This window comes from Kitasatospora sp. NPDC059817, from assembly GCF_042731835.1.
Lineage (GTDB): Bacteria > Actinomycetota > Actinomycetes > Streptomycetales > Streptomycetaceae > Kitasatospora.
Window position 1 is genome coordinate 38,694 of the sequence record NZ_JBHWIR010000013.1, and the last position, 18,478, is coordinate 57,171.

Sequence of the window (18,478 nt, forward strand, 5' to 3'; positions counted from 1 at the left end):
GCCGCCCCGCCCCCGCCGCGCGCCGCCTCCACCCCACCACCCCCGCCCGCGGGGGGGGGGCGGCCCCCCCCCGCGCCCCCCCGGCCGTACCCGGCTCCAGTCGGATCCGGCCGGCTCAGCCGAGGATCAGCTGCATCGGGTTGCGTTCCAGCAGCAGCACCGCGACGTCGTCCGTCAGCGCGCCGCCGTTCAGCTCCTCGACCTCGGCGATGGCGCTGTCGACGAGCCGACCCCGGGTGAGCCCGGCGGACTGGTGGTCGCCGATGAGGTCGGCCAGCCCGTCCTGGCCGAGGCGGCGGGAGCCGGCCCCGACCCGGCCCTCGATCAGCCCGTCGGTGTAGAGCAACAACCGCCAGCCGGGCTGCAGTTCGAGCTGCTGGGCGGGCCACGCGGCCTGCCCGTCGTGGCACGGCAGCAGGCCGAGCGCCGGACCGGCGAGGTCGGCGGGCAGGGTGACCGGCTGGTGGTCGCGGCCGAGCAGCAGCGGCGCCGGGTGCCCGGCGAGGTAGAGCCGGGCAGGCTCGCCGGCGCCGAGCGAGTCGAGGCCGCCGCTGGCGCCGCCCGGCTCGATGACGAGCATGCAGAGCGTCGCGAAGATCTCGTCGCTGCGCCGCTCGTGTTCCAGCACGTGCTGGAGGGTGGTCAGCAGGGCCTCGCCGGTGAGGCCCGCGAAGACGAGGGTGCGCCACGCTATCCGGAGGGCGACGCCGAGCGCGGCCTCGTCCGGGCCGTGGCCGCAGACGTCGCCGATCACGACGTGGACGGTGCCGTCGTCGGTGCGGACGGCGTCGTAGAAGTCGCCGCCGAGCAGGGCGCGGCGGCGACCCGGGCGGTAGCGCCGGGTGAAGGAGAGGCCCGCGCCGTCGAGCAGCGGGGTGGGCAGCAGGTGGCGTTGGAGGCGGGCGTTCTCCTGGCCGCGCAGTTCGGCCTCGACGAGGCGGCGCTGCGACTCGTCGGCGCGCTTGCGCTCGACGGCGTAGCGCAGGGCGCGGCCCAGCAGCGGGCCGTCCGTCGCGTGCTTGATCAGGAAGTCCTGGGCGCCCGCGGCGACGGCGGCCGCGCCCAGTTCGGCGCCGGCCGCGTCGGTGAGCACCACGACCGCGGTGTGCGGGGCGCGGCGGAGCAGTTCGTGCAGGCCTTCGAGGCCGTCGGAGTCGTCGGACGGGTGCGGCAGGTCGGCGGGTGCGGCGAGGTCGAGCAGCACGCAGCTGAAATCGCTGCCGCGGGAGCGCCCGCGCCGACTGCCGGACGGGGACACGGCGAGCAGTTCGGTGGCCTGTTCCAGCCCGCGGGCCCAGTGGATCTCGATCGAGGTGCCGCTGTCGGCGACCGCCGCCTTGATCAGCTGGGCGTCGGAGGCGTCGTCCTCGATCACCAGCAGTTTGAGCGGCGCGGTGCTGCTGGCGGCTGCGGTCGCGGCGGCGGGGGCCGAGGTTCGTCCGCTCTGGGGCCGGGGGTGCGGTATCGGGGGAGCGGCCGTCACCGGGCCGGCCGGCGTCGGGCCGGTCAGGGACGGGCGGTTGCGGGCATGGTCAACGGGGGCGCCGGCCTGGGCGCCCGACAGGCTCGTGGCACCAGGTGCCCGCCCGTCTCCCGTTGCGGGCATCGGTGGTTCCTCCCTTTCCCCGAGTGCGTAACGGTCAGCGCCCGTCCGCAGTGCCCGCCTGGCACCGTGCGCCGGGGAACTTCTCGCGACCATAACGTGATCTCCGGGGATTTCTCTGGCCGACCGGCGCCGTTGTGGTTTTTGCCACGCCGGTGGCGGTGCGGTGATCTGACTCGGACGACGGCTGGGATCCCCGCGTTGGCGGGGAAGGAAAGGGGACGGGCGATGGTGACGCGGATCACCCTGGTCGAGGGTGATGTCGGGGGCCGCAGGTGGACGCCGTGGCGCCGGGCGGCGACGGCGTACGGGCGGGTCGTCCGGCGGCGTCCATGGTGACGTGATGGGGCGTCAACACGCCAGTGGTATTCGATAACTCGTTCGAGTGAATGCGGCGGGTCGCTCACCCGCACCGGCCCCGGTCCGCGCCGGCGACCCCGGCCGCGCGAACCGCTACGGCGCGAGCGCGCTCCACGGCACCGTGACCTCGCCCTGCCGCCACCGCCCGCGCGCGTCCACCAGCGGCCAGTCGCCCGCCAGCGCCGTGCAGGCCGCCACCCAGCGCTGCCGCGCCCCGAACGCCCCGTACGGCGCGGCCGCCGCCCAGGCCCGGTCGAAGTCGGCCAGGAAGGCGTGCACCGGCCGGCCCGGCACGTTGTGGTGGATCAGCGCCTTCGGCAGCCGTTCGGCGAGGTCGGAGGGCTGGCCGAGGCCGCCCAGCCGGGCCGCGAAGGTCACCGTCCGGGGCCCTTCCGGGCCGAGCGCGACCCAGACGTGCCGCCGCCCGATCTCGTCGCAGGTGCCCTCCACCAGCAGCCCGTCCGGGGCCAGCCGGGCGCAGAGCCGCTCCCAGACCCCGGCCACCGCCGACTCGTCGTACTGCCGCAGCACGTTGGCGGCCCGGATCAGCTGGGCCGGCGCGCCGCCGTCCAGCGGGACCTCGAAGCCGCCGCGCCGGAAGGTGAGCAACGGCGGTTCGGCGTACGGCAGCGCGGCCGCGACCCGCTCCGGCTCGATCTCGATCCCGACCACCCGGACGTCCGGGCGCACCGTGCGCAGCCGCCCGGCCAGTTCGACGGCCGTCCACGGCGCGGCGCCGTAGCCGAGGTCGACCGCCACCGGCGGGCGCCCGCCGGCGCGCAGCGTGCGGCCGAGGGTGTGGGCGATCCAGCGGTCCATCCGCCGCAGCCGATTGGTGTTGGTGGTGCCCCGGGTGACCGTCCCCACCGGCCGTCCGGTCCGCCCACGGGCGGGTGCGGTCGCGGAGTCGAAGGAGGCAGCCATGCCTGGAAGGGTAGTCGGGTCCGCGTCGGCACCGCTGTGACCTGGGACGTCATCCCGTCCGGCATCTCGTCCGCCGGAGCGGGAATGCCGGACGCGGGCCGGGTGGTTGGCTGTCTGGTGGTGATGTGTGCCCGGGACGGGGCAGCGCACACCGGACAGCGGGCGGCCCGTGCGCGGGCCGCCGAGACGGGCCGCACAGAGGAGGCTTCAGCCAGGTGATCCAGCACCCCGTCCGTTCGGTACGCCGTGCCCAGCCCGCCGCGCCCGCGCGGGGCCGGCTCCAGTCGCTCGTCCCGGGCCGCCGCCGCCCGCGCCGGATAGCGATGCTGAGTGTCCACACCTCGCCGCTGCACCAGCCCGGCACGGGGGACGCCGGCGGGATGAACGTCTACATCGTCGAGCTGGCCAAGCGCTTGGCCGCGCTCAACATCGAGGTCGAGGTGTTCACCCGGGCGATCTGCTCGGACGACGCCCCCACCGTCGAGCTGGCCCCCGGCGTGCTGGTCCGGCACGTCACCGCCGGCCCGTACGAGGGCCTGCTGAAGGAGGACCTGCCCGCCCAGCTGTGCGCCTTCACCCACGGGGTGCTGCGGACGGAGGCGGGCCACCGCCCCGGCCACTACGACCTGGTGCACTCGCACTACTGGCTCTCCGGGCAGGTCGGCTGGCTGGCCGCGCAGCGCTGGGGGGTGCCGCTGGTGCACACCATGCACACCATGGCGAAGGTCAAGAACGCCGCGCTGGCCGAGGGGGACACGCCCGAGCCCGCGGCCCGGGTGATCGGCGAGACCCAGGTGGTCGAGGCGGCCGACCGGCTGATCGCCAACACCACCGAGGAGGCCGCCGAGCTGGCGCTGCACTACGCCGCCCGGCCGGACCAGCTGGCCGTCGTCCACCCCGGCGTCAACCTGGACGTCTTCCGCCCCGGCGGGGCGTCGGCGCGGGCCGCCGCCCGGGCCCGGCTGGGCCTGCCGCAGGACGCGGCGGTGCTGCTCTTCGCGGGCCGGATCCAGCCGCTGAAGGCCCCGGACGTGCTGCTGCGGGCGGTCGCCGAGCTGCTGGCGCGCCGCCCGGGGCTGCGCGAGCACCTGCTGGTGCCGGTGGTCGGCGGTCCGTCCGGCACCGGACTGGCCCGGCCGGAGAGCCTGCACAAGCTCGCCGCCCAACTGGGCATCAGCGACGTGGTGCGGTTCCACCCGCCGGTCGGCCAGGCCGAGCTCGCGCAGTGGTACCGCGCGGCGACGGCGCTGGTGATGCCCTCGTACAGCGAGTCCTTCGGGCTGGTCGCGCTGGAGGCGCAGGCCTGCGGCACCCCGGTGGTTGCGGCCTCGGTCGGCGGCCTGCCGGTCGCGGTGCGGGACGGCGAGACGGGCACGCTGGTGCACGGCCACGACCCGGTGGCCTGGGCGCACGCGCTGGAGCCGTACGTCACCGACCGGGCTCTGGTCGCCCGGCGCGGCGCGGCGGCGGCCCGGCACGCGGCCGGCTTCGGCTGGGACACCGCCGCGGCCGGCACCGCCGAGGTGTACGCCGCCAGCCTGGCCCGCCCGGCCGGCCGTTTGGCCGCCGCCCGGCGGCGGCTGGCCTGACCAGGGCCTGACCGGGGCCTGGTGCGGCCGGACCACGAGTCGGCTGCGGCCCGACTGCGGCGGCCGGGGGCCCGCACCGCTGGTGCGCGCCCCCGGTACCGCCGAGTAACGTCACCCCCATGGCAACCCGCACCAAGGACGAGGCCCTGACCCTCCTGCGCACCGCCCTGGACGACGCCGGAGCGGCCTGGGAGCCCGCCGCCACCGACCCGTACACGCTGGTGGTGACGCTCCCGGGCACCCGCAAGCTGAGCACCGCCTGCGCGCTGCGGGTCGGCGACCACACCCTGTCGGTGAACGCCTTCGTGATCCGCCGACCGGACGAGAACCACGAGGCCGTCTACCGCTGGCTGCTGGAGCGCAACACCCGGCTGTACGGCGTCGCGTACGCGATCGACCCGCTCGGCGACGTCTACCTGGCCGGCCGCCTGCCCCTGGAGGCGCTCACCCCGGACGCCGTGGACCGGCTGCTCGGGACGGTGCTGGAGAACGCCGACGAGCCGTTCAACACCCTGCTGGAGCTGGGCTTCGCCTCGGCGATCCGGCGCGAGTGGGAGTGGCGGACCAAGCGCGGGGAGTCCACCCGCAACCTGGCCGCCTTCGCGCACCTGGCCGCTCCGGCGGCCGACTGACCCGGCAGCGGGGGCGGCGTCCTCAAATGCCCGCCGGAGCCTTCTCCTCGGCGGCGGGCACCGTCTCCTCCGTCACCGTCACCCCGGTCACCGCGACCTCGGTCACTGCGGCCTCCGGCACCGCGACCTCCGTCACCGCCCCGGCGCGGCCCGCCGTCGCGTCCGTGCGCCGCCCGAGCACCACGTGCCCGGCCGCCGCGACCGTGCCGCAGACCCCGCACACGACCCAGAGCACCGCGGAGCCGGCGTACTGCAGCAGCAGACCGCCGATCGCCGGGCCGAGGAACGAGGCGAGCGACCAGGAGAGCGAGTAGACGCCCTGGTAGCGGCCGCGCGCGTGGGTCGGCGCCAGTTCGGCGACCAGGCCCATGATGGTCGGCGCGTTCAGGACCTCGCCGACCGTCCAGACCGCCACCGAGAGGGCGAACAACCACGCGGACGACCCGGCCAGAGCCGCCAGCCCGAAGCCCCAGCCCGTGATCAGGCAGCTGGCTATCAGCATGGCGGTCCGGGAGCGGGTCTCCATCCACCGGGTGAGCGGGATCTGGAGCACCACGATCAGCAGCCCGTTCAGGCCGATGACCAGCCCGTACTCGGTGGAGCTGATGCCCGCGGCGCCCATGTCGACGGCCAGGGTGGTGCTGCCCTGCTGGAGGATCAGGGCGAGCAGCAGGTTGAGCCCGACGACGGCCATGAACCGCCCGTCCCGGAACACCGCGCCGAGGCCGACCGCCGGCTCGTCCGCCCCCTTCCCGTGCCGGGGTGACTCCTGCGGCTTGGTCTCGGGGATCCGGATGAAGATCACCACCGCGCACACCAGCGTGGAGAGCGCGTCGAGCAGGAAGAGCGTGAGGTAGCCGTGGGTGGCGATCAGGCCGGCCACGGCGGCGGAGAGGCCGAAGCCGATGTTGATCGCCCAGTAGTTCAGCGAGTACGCGCGGACCCGGTCCTCGGCCGGGACGAGGTCGGCGATGATCGCCGAGGTCGCGGGCCGGGTGGCGTTGTTGCAGAGGCCGACCAGGAAGGCCACCGTGGCGATCGCCACCTGGCCGTCCGTGAAGCCGAGTACGGCGGTGAACAGCGCGGTGCCGAGCTGGGCGGCGACCAGGGTCGGGCGTCGGCCGATCCGGTCGGTCAGCACGCCGGCGCCGATCGCGGCGACCGCCGAGCCGAGGCCGTAGAGGGAGGCCACCAGGCCCGCGTAGGAGGCCGAGTAGCCCCGGTTGGTGGTCAGGTAGAGCGCGAGGAAGGTGAGCACGAAAGCGCCCAGCTTGTTCACCAGTGTGCTCACCCAGAGCCACCAGAATTCCCGTGGTAGCCCGCCCACCGTCTCCTGTATCAGCCTTCGGATCCGGGGGTTGGTGAACAGGGCGACGGGCATGTGGGGGGCTCCCGGGGCAGGCGTCCGCCGAGCGGCACGGGCAGGTCCGGTCAGCCGACGTATGTAAGTGTCAGATAGGCGGTGCACACATTACACATCTGCCGTAGGTCCGGACCAGCGCTTTTCCTGCCTCCACTAAGCTGGGGGCCATGGCTGACACGACGTACCGACTCATCCTGCTCCGCCACGGCGAGAGCCAGTGGAACCAGAAGAACCTGTTCACCGGTTGGGTCGACGTCGACCTCAACGAGAAGGGCGAGAAGGAGGCCGCGCGCGGTGGCGAGCTCCTGGCCGCCGAGGGCCTGTTCCCGGACGTGCTGCACACCTCGCTGCTCCGCCGTGCGATCCGCACCTCGCAGATCGCCCTGGACAAGGCCGACCGCCACTGGATCCCGGTCAGCCGCAGCTGGCGCCTGAACGAGCGACACTACGGTGCGCTCCAGGGCAAGGACAAGGCCCAGACCCTGGCCGAGTTCGGCGAGGAGCAGTTCCAGCTGTGGCGTCGCTCGTACGACACCCCGCCGCCGGTGCTGGCCGATGACGCCGAGTACTCGCAGGCCGGTGACGCCCGCTACGCGGACATCCCGAGCGAGCTGCGTCCGCGCACCGAGTGCCTGAAGGACGTCGTCGACCGGATGCTCCCGTACTGGTACGACGCCATCGTCCCGGACCTCGCCGCCGGCAAGACCGTCCTGGTCACCGCCCACGGCAACAGCCTGCGCGCGCTGGTCAAGCACCTCGACGGCATCTCCGACGAGGCCATCGCGGGCCTGAACATCCCGACCGGCATCCCGCTCGTGTACGAGCTCGACGCCGACTTCAAGCCCGTCGCCAAGGGTGGCCGCTACCTCGACGCCGACGCTGCCGCCGCGGCCATCGAGGCGGTCAAGAACCAGGGCAAGAAGTAAGCCACTTGCCGACACGGCCCCGCCTCCCGGTTCGCCGGGGGCGGGGCCTTCGTCGTTCAACCGGCCTGTGCGGAAGCCGAGTTGAGGTTGGGTTCGGCGGTCGGATCCGGGCTCGTCCCAATAGTGGTTCAGACCATTGACGGGTGGCGGAGTCCGCTCCTACGGTGAGGGCGCCGGACTGCCGCAGGCATGCCAAGGATCTCCCCGTCCCGGCCGCCGCACCCCCACGCGCGCGCGTCTGCGTCCCGGCGCACTCTCCATCCACCCCCACGGAGGAGCATCATGCGCACACGTCACATCGTCGGGGCGGTGGTCGCCGCGCTCGCGGTGCCGCTCACCCTCGCCGTCCCGGCGCAGTCCCACGGGTACATCTCGACGCCGCCCAGCAGGGCCGCGCTCTGCGGAGCGGGCGGGGTGTCGTGGGACTGCGGCGACATCCAGTGGGAGCCGCAGAGCGTCGAGGGCCCCAAGGGCTTCCCGAACGCCGGGCCCGCCGACGGCACCATCTGCGCCGGCGGCAACTCCCGCTTCGCCGAGCTGGACGACCCGCACGGCGGCGCCTGGCCGACCACCGCGGTGACGGCGGGGCAGCAGCTCACCTTCACCTGGACGTTCACCGCCCGGCACGCGACCACCGACTTCCGGTACTACCTGACCAAGCCGGGCTACGACGCGAGCCAGCCCGTCACCCGGGACAGCCTGGACCTGACGCCCTTCCTGATCGCCCCGTACGGCGGGAAGCAGGTGCCCAGCACGCTCAGCCACACCGCGACCGTCCCGAGCGGGCGCACCGGCCACCAGGTCGTGGTCGCGGTCTGGACGATCGCCGACACCGGGAACGCCTTCTACTCCTGCACCGACGTCCAGTTCTGACGCCCGGGGCGGCACGGCGGACGCCGTGCCGCGGACGCGCGGCACCAGGACGCGCAACGAGGTGCACGGCCGACGGAAGGCCGTGCACCTCGGGAACTCCTTGGCGGCGGACCGCTCAGTGGCCGCCGCAGCAGCCGCCGTCCGCGCCGCCGCACTGGCAGGGCGCGCCGGACTGGCAGCCGCAGCCGCAGCCGGGGCCGCAGCCGCAGCCGGCCGCGAGGACGGGCAGGAGCTTCGGGGTGGGCGGCTCGACGGTTTCGTGGGCGCGTGCCGGTCGGGTGGGGTTGGCCTTCATCGAGCTGTTCCCTCCTAGTGACGGGCACAGTCCTGTGCCCCCAACGTCGAGTGAAGCCGCCGATCGGAGGGAGCGTCAACGGGCGCGCAGTGGTGGGATGTACGGGTCGTCGTGCGCCCCCACCACCCCTGTCGCAGGTTTACTCACCCTGTGGGGGGAGCGGCCGCCCCTTGAAGCCCCGAGCCCCGAGCTGCCGAGCCCCGAGGCGGCCGCACCGCACCCGCACGAGGTCACTCCGCCGCCGCGGCCTCCGAGGAGGCCACGAACTCGGCCACGTGCTCGCCCGTCACCAGGTACACCACGCGCTTGGCGACCGACACCGCGTGGTCCGCGAAGCGCTCGTAGTAGCGGCCGACCAGGGTGATGTCGACGGCGGTCTCGATGCCGTGGTGCCAGCGGTCGTCGATCAGGTGCGACAGCAGCTCGCGGTGCAGGGAGTCGATCGCGTCGTCGTCCTGCTCCAGCTCCAGGGCCTTGTCGACGTCCTTGGTGGCGATCACCAGGCCGGTCTTGGCCACCAGGCGCTGGGCGAGCTGGCCCATCTCCAGGACGGTGGAGTGCAGGTCGCCGGGCACGGCGGAGTCGGGGTAGCGCATCCGCGCGACCTTGGCGACGTGCCGGGCGAGGTCGCCGCAGCGCTCCAGGTCGGAGCTCATCCGCAGCGAGGTGACGACGATGCGCAGGTCGGTGGCGACCGGCTGCTGGCGGGCGAGCAGGTCGATCGCGCGGTTCTCCAGCTCGTGGTGGAGGTCGTTGATCTTCTCGTCGGCGGCGATCACGCTCTCCGCCAGCGCCAGGTCCGCGTCGAGGAGTGCGGTGGTGGCCCGGCCCAGGGCCGAGCCGACCAGTCGGGCCATCTCGACCAGGCTGTCGCCGATCGCATCGAGTTCCTCGTGGTACGCGTCGCGCATGCTCTCTCCTCAGTAGCTGTGTCGGTGGCGGTGCCGACCGGCCGGCCCGTCCGACGATCGTCTTGTCGTCCGGGTGACCGCTGCTGGTGGCGCGAATCGTACGCGCACACCTGAGACGGCGGCCGGTGGTTCGGCCCGCCGCCCACTCCCACACGGGCTGCATGGCCAACTCTGGGCCGTCCGGGCGACGATGCACGGCCGGTGTGGTGAATCAGCGGCCACGTGAAGGTGAATTCTCGGCAACGCGTGGCCGATGCCTTGATCGGGCCCTTGGGGAGTGCCCTGGCCGTGCGCTTACGCTGGCCACATGGACGTGAACGTGGCCGCCGCCGCTGCCTGCGCCATAGCCGGGCTCGGCGTCGGCCTCACGGCCTCCATCGCCTTCCGTTGGAGCGAGCGCGAGCAGGCCAGGGGCAGGTACGGCGGCACCAGCAGCAGACACCACGGTCGGCACCAAGGGCTGGGCGCCGGCACCCCGGAGCCCCCGCTGCCGCCGGGGGTGGACACCGTCCTCTCCGTCCTCCGCTCCTGCGCGATCGTGCTGGGCGAGGGCGACGAGGTGGTCAAGGCCAGCTCCGCGGCGTACGCGATGGGACTGGTGCGCGGCGGCGCGGTCGCCGTGGACCAGATGCTCTCGCTGGCGCGCGCCACCCGCCGGGACGGCGAGATCCGCCAGGTCGAACTGGAGGTGCCCCGCCCCGGCGTGGCCCGTGCGGGCGAGCCGCTCGCGGTCTCCGTCCGGGTCGCCCCGCTGGGCTCCCGGCTGGTGCTGGTGCTGGTCGAGGACCAGACCGAGCGCCGCCGGGTGGAGGCGGTCCGCCGGGACTTCGTGGCCAACGTCAGCCACGAGCTGAAGACCCCGGTGGGCGCCCTGTCGCTGCTCTCCGAGGCGGTCGCCGACGCGTCCGACGACCCGGAGGCGGTGCAGCGCTTCGCCGGCCGGATGCAGATCGAGGCGACCAGGCTGGCCAGCCTGGTCCAGGAGATCATCGACCTCTCCCGGGTGCAGGACGACCGGCTGATGGTGGACCCGGAGCCCGTCGCGGTGGACGAGCTGATCGCCGAGGCGATCGACCGCTGCCGCCAGCAGGCCGCCGCCAAGCAGATCCTGATCACGGCCGGCGGCATCGCCGGGCTCTACCTGCACGGCAACCGCGGCCAGCTCGCCGCGGCACTCGGCAACCTGGTCGAGAACGCCGTCAACTACAGTCCGCCCCGTACCCGGGTCGCGATCGCCACCCGCCGGATCTCCAGCGCCGCGGCGCTCGGGGAGGCGGACGGCGAGCTGATCGAGATCTCGGTCACCGACCAGGGCATCGGCATCTCGGAGAAGGACCGCGAGCGCGTCTTCGAGCGCTTCTACCGGGTCGATCCGGCCCGCTCCCGGGCGACCGGCGGAACCGGCCTCGGCCTGTCCATCGTCAAGCACGTCGCCGCCTCGCACGGCGGCACGGTCTCGGTGTGGAGCGTCGAGGGCCAGGGTTCGACCTTCACCATCCGCCTGCCCGCCGGGCAGGCGCCCGAGGCCGACGACCTCGACGACACCGACGACACCGGCGCCCGCGATGCCACCGGCGGCCGTGGTGCCGCCGCCGCGCCCATCAGAACCCTCACCACGGACCGGACGGCCACCACAGGCCGCACGGACCGTCCGCTCCCCACGGGGGAGCGGGAACACCCCCTGTCAGACACAACCCCCCAGCTTGCCCCGGAGGCCTGATCGTGACCCGAGTACTGGTGGTCGAGGACGAGGAGTCGTTCAGCGACGCCCTCTCGTACATGCTCCGCAAGGAAGGCTTCGAGGTGGCTGTCGCCGCCACCGGCCCCGACGCCCTGGAGCAGTTCGAGCGCAACGGCGCCGACCTCGTCCTGCTCGACCTGATGCTGCCGGGCCTGCCGGGCACCGAGGTCTGCCGTCAGCTGCGGGTGCGCTCCAACGTGCCGGTGATCATGGTCACCGCCAAGGACAGCGAGATCGACAAGGTGGTCGGTCTGGAAATAGGTGCGGACGACTACGTCACCAAGCCCTACTCCACCCGTGAGCTGGTCGCCCGGATCCGGGCGGTGCTGCGCCGCCGCGGTGAGGACGGCGGTGCCGGCGAGAACGGCGGCGGCCCGGGTGCCCTGGAGGCCGGCCCGGTCCGGATGGACGTCGACCGGCACGTGGTGACCGTGGACGGCGCCAAGGTCGACCTCCCGCTGAAGGAGTTCGACCTGCTGGAGATGCTGCTGCGCAACGCGGGCCGGGTGCTCACCCGCATGCAGCTGATCGACCGGGTCTGGGGCGCGGACTACGTCGGCGACACCAAGACCCTGGACGTCCACGTGAAGCGCCTGCGGGCCAAGATCGAGCCGGACCCGGGCGCCCCGCGCTACCTGGTCACGGTCCGCGGCCTGGGCTACAAGTTCGAGCCGTAAACCGCGGGCGCGGACAGACGCGGAAGGCCCCCGCCGGCAGTCGCCGGAGGGGGCCTTCGCGTTGGTGTCCGGCAGGCCCGGGAGGGCCCGCCGGACGCCGGGTGGTGCGTCAGTGGGCGCCGGCGGACTGGGTGGCACCCGGGGTGGTGGAACTGGACGGTGCGGGCGCACCGGTGGTGGCCGGGGCGGCCGGGGTGGTGGTGCCGGCGGCCGGGGTGGTCGCGGCGGTGGCGCCCTTGGTGGGCGCGGCCGCCGGGGCCGGCGTCGGGCCGAAGCCCTTGTAGAGGCCCGCGTTCGGGCTCACGCCGGCCTGGGCGTCGACCTTCTGGCCGTCCTTGAAGGTGAACGAGGTGGGGGTGAAGCCGCCGACCTGGACGCCGACCGAGGCGACCTTGGCGGACGGATTGCCGTTGCCACCGATCGCCACGGCGCCGCCGGCCGGGACGACGATGGTGGACAGCGGGGCGCCCGCGGCGTCGGAGAACGCGGCGGTGGCACCGTTGCCGACGGTGATGGACTGCAGCTCCGCCGGGGTGCTGCCCGTGTTGGCGATGTTGACGGTCACGTTGGCGGGACCGTTGTGCTCGCCCGAGGACTCGTCCCCGGTGACGACCACGATGTTGTTCAGCCGAAGGTTCGTTCCGAGGGTTGCCGCCGCGTTGTCGGGCTTGACCTGCAGCGTGTCCGGCGTGTTGCCGGCGGCGCAGGACGACAGCGAGGCGATGGCGATGGCGGCGATGGCGGCGATGCTGCCGCGTCGAAGGCTGCGGCTCACGGCGGCGGCTTCTCCTAAGTCAACGTGTCGATAGGTCAGGTCTCAGATTATCGACCTCGCTTATGCGCTCCTCACGGGGTGGTCCCCGTGTCGCACTCCCGGGGTTCGCGGGGCGGCCGTCCGGCCGCACTTGTGGCGTGTCCGGGTCACTCTCGGGACAAGCTTCGACCAAGATCGAATAACGATGTGGATACGGCCCGATAAACGGTGAAAACCCAAGATCCAATCATGGTTTCCAGGGTGTTGCGCAAGGTTTCGCCGAACGCTGGAACCGCCTCCGACCTGCGGGAAGCCTCCCTCGAACACCGGTCGCAGCACGTCATGGGGGTCCTTGTCAAGCCCCGAGACCGGCCCTGACCTGCGAAAACGCCCTTCGGGTGCGCTGAAAAGCGTGTTATTCTGGAAAGCCACGGAAGGGGTCCTGTCACATGACGTTCAAGGTTGGCGACACGGTGGTCTACCCCCATCACGGGGCCGCGCTGATCGAGGCCATCGAAATTCGCCAGATCAAAGGTGTGGACAAGACCTACCTGGTGCTCAAGGTGCAGCAGGGAGACCTGACGCTCCGCGTGCCCGCTGAGAACGCGGAGTTCGTCGGCGTGCGCGATGTAGTCGGCCAGGAGGGTCTGGACCGGGTCTTCGAGGTGCTGCGCGCACCGTACACCGAAGAGCCGACCAACTGGTCCCGTCGCTACAAGGCGAACCTGGAGAAGCTCGCCTCTGGCGACGTTATCAAGGTCGCCGAGGTTGTGCGCGACCTCTGGCGCCGTGAGCGCGAGCGCGGCCTCTCGGCCGGCGAGAAGCGGATGCTCGCGAAGGCGCGCCAGATCCTCGTCAGCGAGCTCGCGCTGGCGGAGAACACCAACGAGGACAAGGCGGAGACGCTGCTCGACGAGGTGCTGGCCTCGTAGCGCAGTCGGGCTGCCGCCCACCGCTCACAGCGCCCGGTGTCGGCGCGCCGCTCCCAGGACGAAGCGTCCCGGGGTGGTGCAGTGGCACTTCGGGCGCTGAGGCGTGTCCGGACGACGCCCCCGCCCCGAGCCGGTCCAGGCCCGGCAAGACCGTTTTCCGTCCTGCAAGACCGATTCTGCGGGATTGTGCGGCGGACGGTTGGACCGTAATTCTTCGGAAGGGGCCCGTAGCGCCCGCCGGGCACGCCAAGGCCATACCCACTTCTCCGAAGGAGTGAAACCTGAACGCCTCAGCAGCAGTCGCAGCAGCAGTGGTGCCCGCCGCCGGACGCGGTGAGCGGCTGGGGCCCGGTGCCCCGAAGGCCCTGCGGGAACTGGGCGGCGTGCCGCTCCTGGTGCACGCCGTGCGGGCGCTGGCCCGCAGCCGGGCGGTCGGCCTGGTCGTGGTCGCCGCGCCCGCCGACGGGGTGGCCGAGGTGGTCGCCCTGCTGGACAGCCACGGGCTGGACGGCAAGGACATCCGGGTGGTCGCCGGTGGCGCCACCCGCCAGGAGTCGGTCCGGCTCGGCCTGGCCGCGATCCCGGCCGAGGTGGAGATCGTCCTGGTGCACGACGCGGCCCGCCCGCTCGTCCCGGTCGAGGTGGTGGACGCGGTGGCGGCCGCCGTCCGGGCCGGGGCCGGGGCGGTGGTGCCCGCGGTGCCGCTGGCCGACACGGTGAAGCGGGTCGAGCCGAACCCGGGCCGCCCCGAGCCGGTGCTCGACACGCCCGACCGGGCCACCCTGCGCGCGGTCCAGACCCCGCAGGGCTTCGACCGGGCCACCCTGGTCGGGGTGCACGCCAAGGCGCTGGCCGAGGAGGCCGCGGGCGCCGCCGACGCGCCGCCGGTCACCGACGACGCGGGCCTGGTGGAGCGCTACGGCGGCCAGGTCGTCGTGGTGCCCGGCCACGAGGAGGCGTTCAAGGTCACCCGTCCACTGGACCTCGTGCTCGCCGAGGCCGTACTCGCCCGCCGGAGGGCCGCCGATGCCTACTGACCCGCTGACGCCCGCCGACCGGGCCCCGGCCCCCGTGCTGCCGCGCGTGGGCATCGGCACCGACGTGCACGCCTTCGAGGCCGGCCGCCCGCTCTGGGTGGCCGGACTGGAGTGGCCGGACGCCGGGGTCGGGCTCTCCGGGCACTCGGACGCCGACGTGGCCGCGCACGCGGCCTGCGACGCGCTGTTCTCGGCCGCCGGGATCGGCGACCTGGGCGCGCACTTCGGCACCGACCGGCCGGAGTGGGCCGGCGCGTCCGGGGTGAAGCTGCTCGGTGAGGCGGCCCGGCTGGTGCGCGCGGAGGGCTTCGAGATCGGCAACATCGCGGTCCAGGTGGTCGGCGTCCGGCCGAAGATCGGCAAGCGGCGGGCCGAGGCGCAGGCCGCGCTGTCGGCCGCGGCCGGCGCGCCGGTGTCGGTGTCCGGCACCACCACGGACGGCCTGGGCCTGACCGGTCGGGCCGAGGGACTGGCCGCGATCGCCACGGCCCTGGTGTACGAACGGCGTTGAGCCGGGCGCGGTCGGCAGGGCCGGAATAGGCGGGCCCTGACGAGTGTTCACCCGGCGTGGCGGTGGATCGGTCGGTAGTGTGCGGTTTCGGGCCCGGGCGGGGCTTCCCCTCGGGCCGTACCGCCGACGATGAGAAGAGGTTCTCGATGGGCGTCGAACTCTCAGGCCCCGCCAAGGAATTGCTCGACCGCAAGAGCTTTGCCGTGGTGTCCACGATCCAGCCCGACGGCAGCCCCCAGTCCTCGGTCGTCTGGGTCACGCGGGACGGCGACGACATCCTGTTCTCCACCGTCCAGGGCCGCCGCAAGCACCTCAACCTGGTGCGGGACCCGCGCATCTCGCTCGTGGTCAACCCGCCGGAGAACCCGTACGAGTACGTCGAGGTGCGCGGTTCGGCGACGATGACCACCGAGGGCGGCCGGGAGCTGATCAACGAACTGTCCCGCAAGTACCGCGGCGAGGAGTACGGGTTCGACGGCCCGGACGACGTCCGGGTGGTCGTCCGGCTCAGCCCGCGCAAGGTGGTCGGCAACATCTGACCGGCCCGCGCGGCCCGTGGTTCCCCGGGAGTGCTGCATATCATTCCCGGGGAATGTCGCGGGGCACCCCCTCCTGCCCACTACGCTTGACGCTGTGAGCATTCGCCTGTACGACACCAGCACCCGCCAGGTACGCGACTTCGTCCCGCTTGTACCGGGTTGTGTCTCGATCTACCTGTGCGGCGCTACCGTCCAGTCGGCGCCTCATATCGGGCACATCCGGTCCGGTCTCAACTTCGACATCATGCAGCGGTGGTTCGCCTACCGCGGCTACCAGATCACCTTCGCCCGGAACGTCACCGACATCGACGACAAGGTGATCGCCAAGGAGCGCGAGTTCGGCATCCCGTGGTGGCAGATCGCCTACGAGAACGAGCGGGCGTTCAACGACGGCTACACCGCGCTCGGTTGCCTGCCGCCGACCGTCGAGCCGCGGGCCACCGGGCACATCCCCGAGATGGTCGAGATGATGCGGGGGCTCATCGAGAAGGGCCACGCCTACGCGGCCGACGGCAACGTCTACTTCGACGTGAAGTCGTACCCGGAGTACCTCGCGCTCTCCAACCAGAAGCTCGACGACCTGCGCCAGCCCGAGGGCGAGGGCGAGACCGGCAAGCGGGACCAGCGCGACTTCGCGATGTGGAAGGCCGCCAAGCCGGGCGAGCCGAGCTGGGAGACCCCGTGGGGCCGCGGCCGGCCGGGCTGGCACCTGGAGTGCTCGGCGATGGTCCACAAGTACCTCGGCCCGGCCTTCGACATCCACGGCGGCGGGCTGGACCTGATCTTCCCGCACCACGAGAACGAGATCGCCCAGTCCAAGGCCTACGGCGACGCCTTCGCCAGCTTCTGGGTGCACAACGCCTGGGTCACCATGGCCGGCGAGAAGATGAGCAAGTCGCTGGGCAACTCGGTGCTGGTCTCCGAGATGGTCCAGCGCTGGCGTCCGATCGTGCTCCGCTACTACCTGGGCACCCCGCACTACCGCTCGATGATCGAGTACAGCGAGGACGCCCTGCGCGAGGCCGAGGCCGGGTTCGGCCGGATCGAGGGCTTCATCCAGCGCACCGTCGAGCGCTGCGGGGCGGTCGATGCCGCCCCCGAGGTGCCGCCGGCCTTCGCCGAGGCGATGGACGACGACCTGGGCGTTCCGCAGGCGCTCGCCGTCGTGCACACCGCCGTCCGCCAGGGCAACAGCGCCCTGAACGCGGACGACAAGGAGAACGCGGTGGCGCGTCTGGCCGAGGTCCGTGCGATGCTCGGAGTGCTGGGCCTCGACCCGCTCGACCCGCAGTGGGTCGGGGCGGAGCGCGGCGAGCCTGGGACAATGAAGAGCATGCACGGTGTGGTCGACTCGCTGGTCCGCCTGGTCCTGGACCAGCGGCAGGCGGCGCGTCAGCGCAAGGACTTCGCCACCGCGGACGCCATCCGCGACCAGCTCGGCCTGGCCGGGCTGGTGATCGAGGACACCCCGTCCGGCCCGCGCTGGACGATCAACAGCCAGTAACCCCATCTGACGATCGGGGTGAGGGTGGGCCGTACCGGACCGGTGCGGCCCTCCCGCATGACGTAGCGCATGCAGTCGGCCGCCGCCGGACAGAACGGGGCGGCCGGGCATGCCGGACAGACAGGAAGTACAGCCATGGCCGGCAACAGCCAGCGCAGGAACCGCCGCAACCCCGGATCGAAGAAGGGCGCGTCTGTCGGTACCGGCGGCCACAGCCGGAAGGCGCTCCAGGGCAAGGGCCCGACCCCGCCCGGAGCGGAGCGCAAGGGCCACCCGAAGCAGCGCGCCGCCAACGCCGCGGTCAAGCGCGAGCGGGACGCCAAGGCCCGCGCCGGCATGCGCCGCGCCGGCGGCGCCGGTCGCGGCGGCCGGGGCGGTGCGGGCAGCGCCGAGCTCGTCTTCGGCCGCAACTCGGTCGTCGAGGCCCTTCAGGGCGGCGTCCCGGCCACCGCGCTGTACGTCCAGCAGTTCGTCGACACCGACGACCGCGTCCGCGACGCCTTCCAGGCCGCCAACGACCGCGGCATCCCGCTGATGGAGGCCCCGCGCCCGCAGCTGGACCAGATGACCGGCGGGCTCAACCACCAGGGCCTCGTGCTCCAGGTGCCGCCGTACGAGTACGCGCACCCCGACGACCTGCTGGTCGAGGCCTCCGACTCGGGCCAGGACGCGCTGATCATCGCGCTGGACGGCGTCACCGACTCGCGCAACCTCGGCGCCGTGGTCCGCTCCGCCGCCGCCTTCGGCGCGCACGGCGTGGTCATCCCCGAGCGCCGCGCGGCCGGCATGACCGCCGGTGCCTGGAAGACCTCCTCCGGCGCGGCCGCCCGCCTGCCCGTCGCCCGGGCCACCAACCTCACCCGCACCCTGGAGGCCTACCAGAAGGCCGGCCTCATGGTGGTCGGCCTGGCCGCCGACGGCGAGGCCGAGCTGGGCGACCTGGAGCTGCTGACCGGTCCGGTGGTGATCGTCGCGGGCAGCGAGGGCAAGGGCCTGTCCCGGCTGGTCTCGGAGACCTGCGACATGCGGGTGCGGATCCCGATGTCCGGGCTGACCGAGTCGCTGAACGCCGGTGTCGCGGCGGGCATCGTGCTCTACGAGGCCGCGCGACTGCGCGCCAAGCGCTGAGCACAGCCGGTGTGCGGGGCACAGGGGAACTTCTGAATTCTCCGCAATCCGAGTGAAAAGCGGGGGGGGGCCCCCCCGCCCCCCAGCGGGTGTTGGGGTGAGTTTTAAAAATTTGCCGGCCAACACAACGGCGGTGTGGGTTTAAAAAAAGAAAGCTGCCGCGCGCAAACAAATAGTGT

The 18,478-nt window shown here is 73.0% G+C and carries 18 protein-coding genes; 12 read left to right on the forward strand and 6 right to left on the reverse strand.

Annotation, left to right across the window (positions count from 1 at the left end):
• Positions 1 to 115 precede the first annotated feature (115 nt).
• Both ACFV61_RS04920 and ACFV61_RS04925 read right to left on the reverse strand, forming a co-directional pair.
• Complete coding sequence (locus ACFV61_RS04920) at positions 116 to 1,606, reverse strand: PP2C family protein-serine/threonine phosphatase (protein ID WP_063348784.1); 1,491 nt, start codon at positions 1,604 to 1,606, stop codon at positions 116 to 118.
• Between the two features lie 450 nt (positions 1,607 to 2,056).
• The gene (locus ACFV61_RS04925; RefSeq protein WP_063348785.1) at positions 2,057 to 2,887 is read right to left on the reverse strand and encodes a hypothetical protein; all 831 of its coding nucleotides are present in this window, start codon (positions 2,885 to 2,887) and stop codon (positions 2,057 to 2,059) included.
• Between the two features lie 218 nt (positions 2,888 to 3,105).
• On the opposite strand from ACFV61_RS04925, the gene mshA reads away from it, so the two are divergent.
• Together mshA and ACFV61_RS04935 are read left to right on the forward strand one after the other, a co-directional pair.
• Positions 3,106 to 4,476: a D-inositol-3-phosphate glycosyltransferase gene (mshA, locus tag ACFV61_RS04930; protein WP_380490185.1), complete on the forward strand. Its 1,371-nt coding sequence runs from the start codon at positions 3,106 to 3,108 to the stop codon at positions 4,474 to 4,476.
• A gap of 119 nt (positions 4,477 to 4,595) precedes the next feature.
• Entirely contained in the window at positions 4,596 to 5,108 is a 513-nt protein-coding gene (locus ACFV61_RS04935; protein WP_363375114.1) for a YbjN domain-containing protein, read from the forward strand.
• Positions 5,109 to 5,130: 22 nt separating this feature from the next.
• On the opposite strand, the gene ACFV61_RS04940 is transcribed toward ACFV61_RS04935, so the two are convergent.
• The gene (locus ACFV61_RS04940; RefSeq protein WP_380490155.1) at positions 5,131 to 6,489 is read right to left on the reverse strand and encodes an MDR family MFS transporter; all 1,359 of its coding nucleotides are present in this window, start codon (positions 6,487 to 6,489) and stop codon (positions 5,131 to 5,133) included.
• A gap of 149 nt (positions 6,490 to 6,638) precedes the next feature.
• On the opposite strand from ACFV61_RS04940, the gene ACFV61_RS04945 reads away from it, so the two are divergent.
• Together ACFV61_RS04945 and ACFV61_RS04950 are read left to right on the forward strand one after the other, a co-directional pair.
• On the forward strand, positions 6,639 to 7,397 hold the full coding sequence (locus ACFV61_RS04945) for a phosphoglyceromutase (RefSeq protein WP_380341330.1): 759 nt from the start codon (positions 6,639 to 6,641) through the stop codon (positions 7,395 to 7,397).
• A gap of 282 nt (positions 7,398 to 7,679) precedes the next feature.
• Complete coding sequence (locus tag ACFV61_RS04950; protein ID WP_063348790.1) at positions 7,680 to 8,270, forward strand: lytic polysaccharide monooxygenase; 591 nt, start codon at positions 7,680 to 7,682, stop codon at positions 8,268 to 8,270.
• A gap of 115 nt (positions 8,271 to 8,385) precedes the next feature.
• On the opposite strand, the gene ACFV61_RS04955 is transcribed toward ACFV61_RS04950, so the two are convergent.
• Together ACFV61_RS04955 and phoU are read right to left on the reverse strand one after the other, a co-directional pair.
• Positions 8,386 to 8,565 (reverse strand): hypothetical protein, encoded by a 180-nt coding sequence (locus tag ACFV61_RS04955; protein WP_063348791.1) that lies wholly within the window; start codon positions 8,563 to 8,565, stop codon positions 8,386 to 8,388.
• A 230-nt stretch (positions 8,566 to 8,795) separates the two neighbouring features.
• The gene (gene phoU, locus ACFV61_RS04960; RefSeq protein ID WP_063348792.1) at positions 8,796 to 9,476 is read right to left on the reverse strand and encodes a phosphate signaling complex protein PhoU; all 681 of its coding nucleotides are present in this window, start codon (positions 9,474 to 9,476) and stop codon (positions 8,796 to 8,798) included.
• A gap of 307 nt (positions 9,477 to 9,783) precedes the next feature.
• On the opposite strand from phoU, the gene ACFV61_RS04965 reads away from it, so the two are divergent.
• Together ACFV61_RS04965 and ACFV61_RS04970 are read left to right on the forward strand one after the other, a co-directional pair.
• On the forward strand, positions 9,784 to 11,196 hold the full coding sequence (locus ACFV61_RS04965; protein WP_380490157.1) for a sensor histidine kinase: 1,413 nt from the start codon (positions 9,784 to 9,786) through the stop codon (positions 11,194 to 11,196).
• A gap of 2 nt (positions 11,197 to 11,198) precedes the next feature.
• Positions 11,199 to 11,894 (forward strand): response regulator transcription factor, encoded by a 696-nt coding sequence (locus tag ACFV61_RS04970; RefSeq protein ID WP_030061050.1) that lies wholly within the window; start codon positions 11,199 to 11,201, stop codon positions 11,892 to 11,894.
• A gap of 109 nt (positions 11,895 to 12,003) precedes the next feature.
• Here the strand turns inward: ACFV61_RS04970 and ACFV61_RS04975 are convergent, their stop codons facing one another.
• Positions 12,004 to 12,669: a DUF461 domain-containing protein gene (locus tag ACFV61_RS04975; RefSeq protein WP_380490159.1), complete on the reverse strand. Its 666-nt coding sequence runs from the start codon at positions 12,667 to 12,669 to the stop codon at positions 12,004 to 12,006.
• A gap of 428 nt (positions 12,670 to 13,097) precedes the next feature.
• Between ACFV61_RS04975 and ACFV61_RS04980 the strand changes: the two genes are divergently transcribed.
• The 6 genes from ACFV61_RS04980 to rlmB all read left to right on the forward strand — a co-directional run bounded on the left by ACFV61_RS04980 (position 13,098) and on the right by rlmB (position 18,299).
• Positions 13,098 to 13,580: a CarD family transcriptional regulator gene (locus tag ACFV61_RS04980; protein ID WP_030244332.1), complete on the forward strand. Its 483-nt coding sequence runs from the start codon at positions 13,098 to 13,100 to the stop codon at positions 13,578 to 13,580.
• A 311-nt stretch (positions 13,581 to 13,891) separates the two neighbouring features.
• Complete coding sequence (gene ispD, locus ACFV61_RS04985) at positions 13,892 to 14,617, forward strand: 2-C-methyl-D-erythritol 4-phosphate cytidylyltransferase (RefSeq protein WP_107452910.1); 726 nt, start codon at positions 13,892 to 13,894, stop codon at positions 14,615 to 14,617.
• On the forward strand, positions 14,607 to 15,128 hold the full coding sequence (ispF, locus tag ACFV61_RS04990; RefSeq protein WP_350878367.1) for a 2-C-methyl-D-erythritol 2,4-cyclodiphosphate synthase: 522 nt from the start codon (positions 14,607 to 14,609) through the stop codon (positions 15,126 to 15,128). The genes ispD and ispF overlap by 11 nt, the downstream gene beginning before the upstream one ends.
• A 146-nt stretch (positions 15,129 to 15,274) precedes the next feature.
• A complete protein-coding gene (locus ACFV61_RS04995; protein WP_063348796.1) occupies positions 15,275 to 15,667 on the forward strand; it encodes a PPOX class F420-dependent oxidoreductase in 393 nt (130 codons plus the stop codon).
• Between the two features lie 94 nt (positions 15,668 to 15,761).
• Positions 15,762 to 17,171 (forward strand): cysteine--tRNA ligase, encoded by a 1,410-nt coding sequence (gene cysS / locus ACFV61_RS05000; protein WP_380378032.1) that lies wholly within the window; start codon positions 15,762 to 15,764, stop codon positions 17,169 to 17,171.
• A gap of 135 nt (positions 17,172 to 17,306) precedes the next feature.
• Positions 17,307 to 18,299 carry a 23S rRNA (guanosine(2251)-2'-O)-methyltransferase RlmB gene (gene rlmB / locus ACFV61_RS05005; RefSeq protein ID WP_063348798.1) on the forward strand — a complete coding sequence of 331 codons (993 nt, stop codon included), beginning with the start codon at positions 17,307 to 17,309 and terminating at the stop codon, positions 18,297 to 18,299.
• Positions 18,300 to 18,478: the final 179 nt, after the last annotated feature.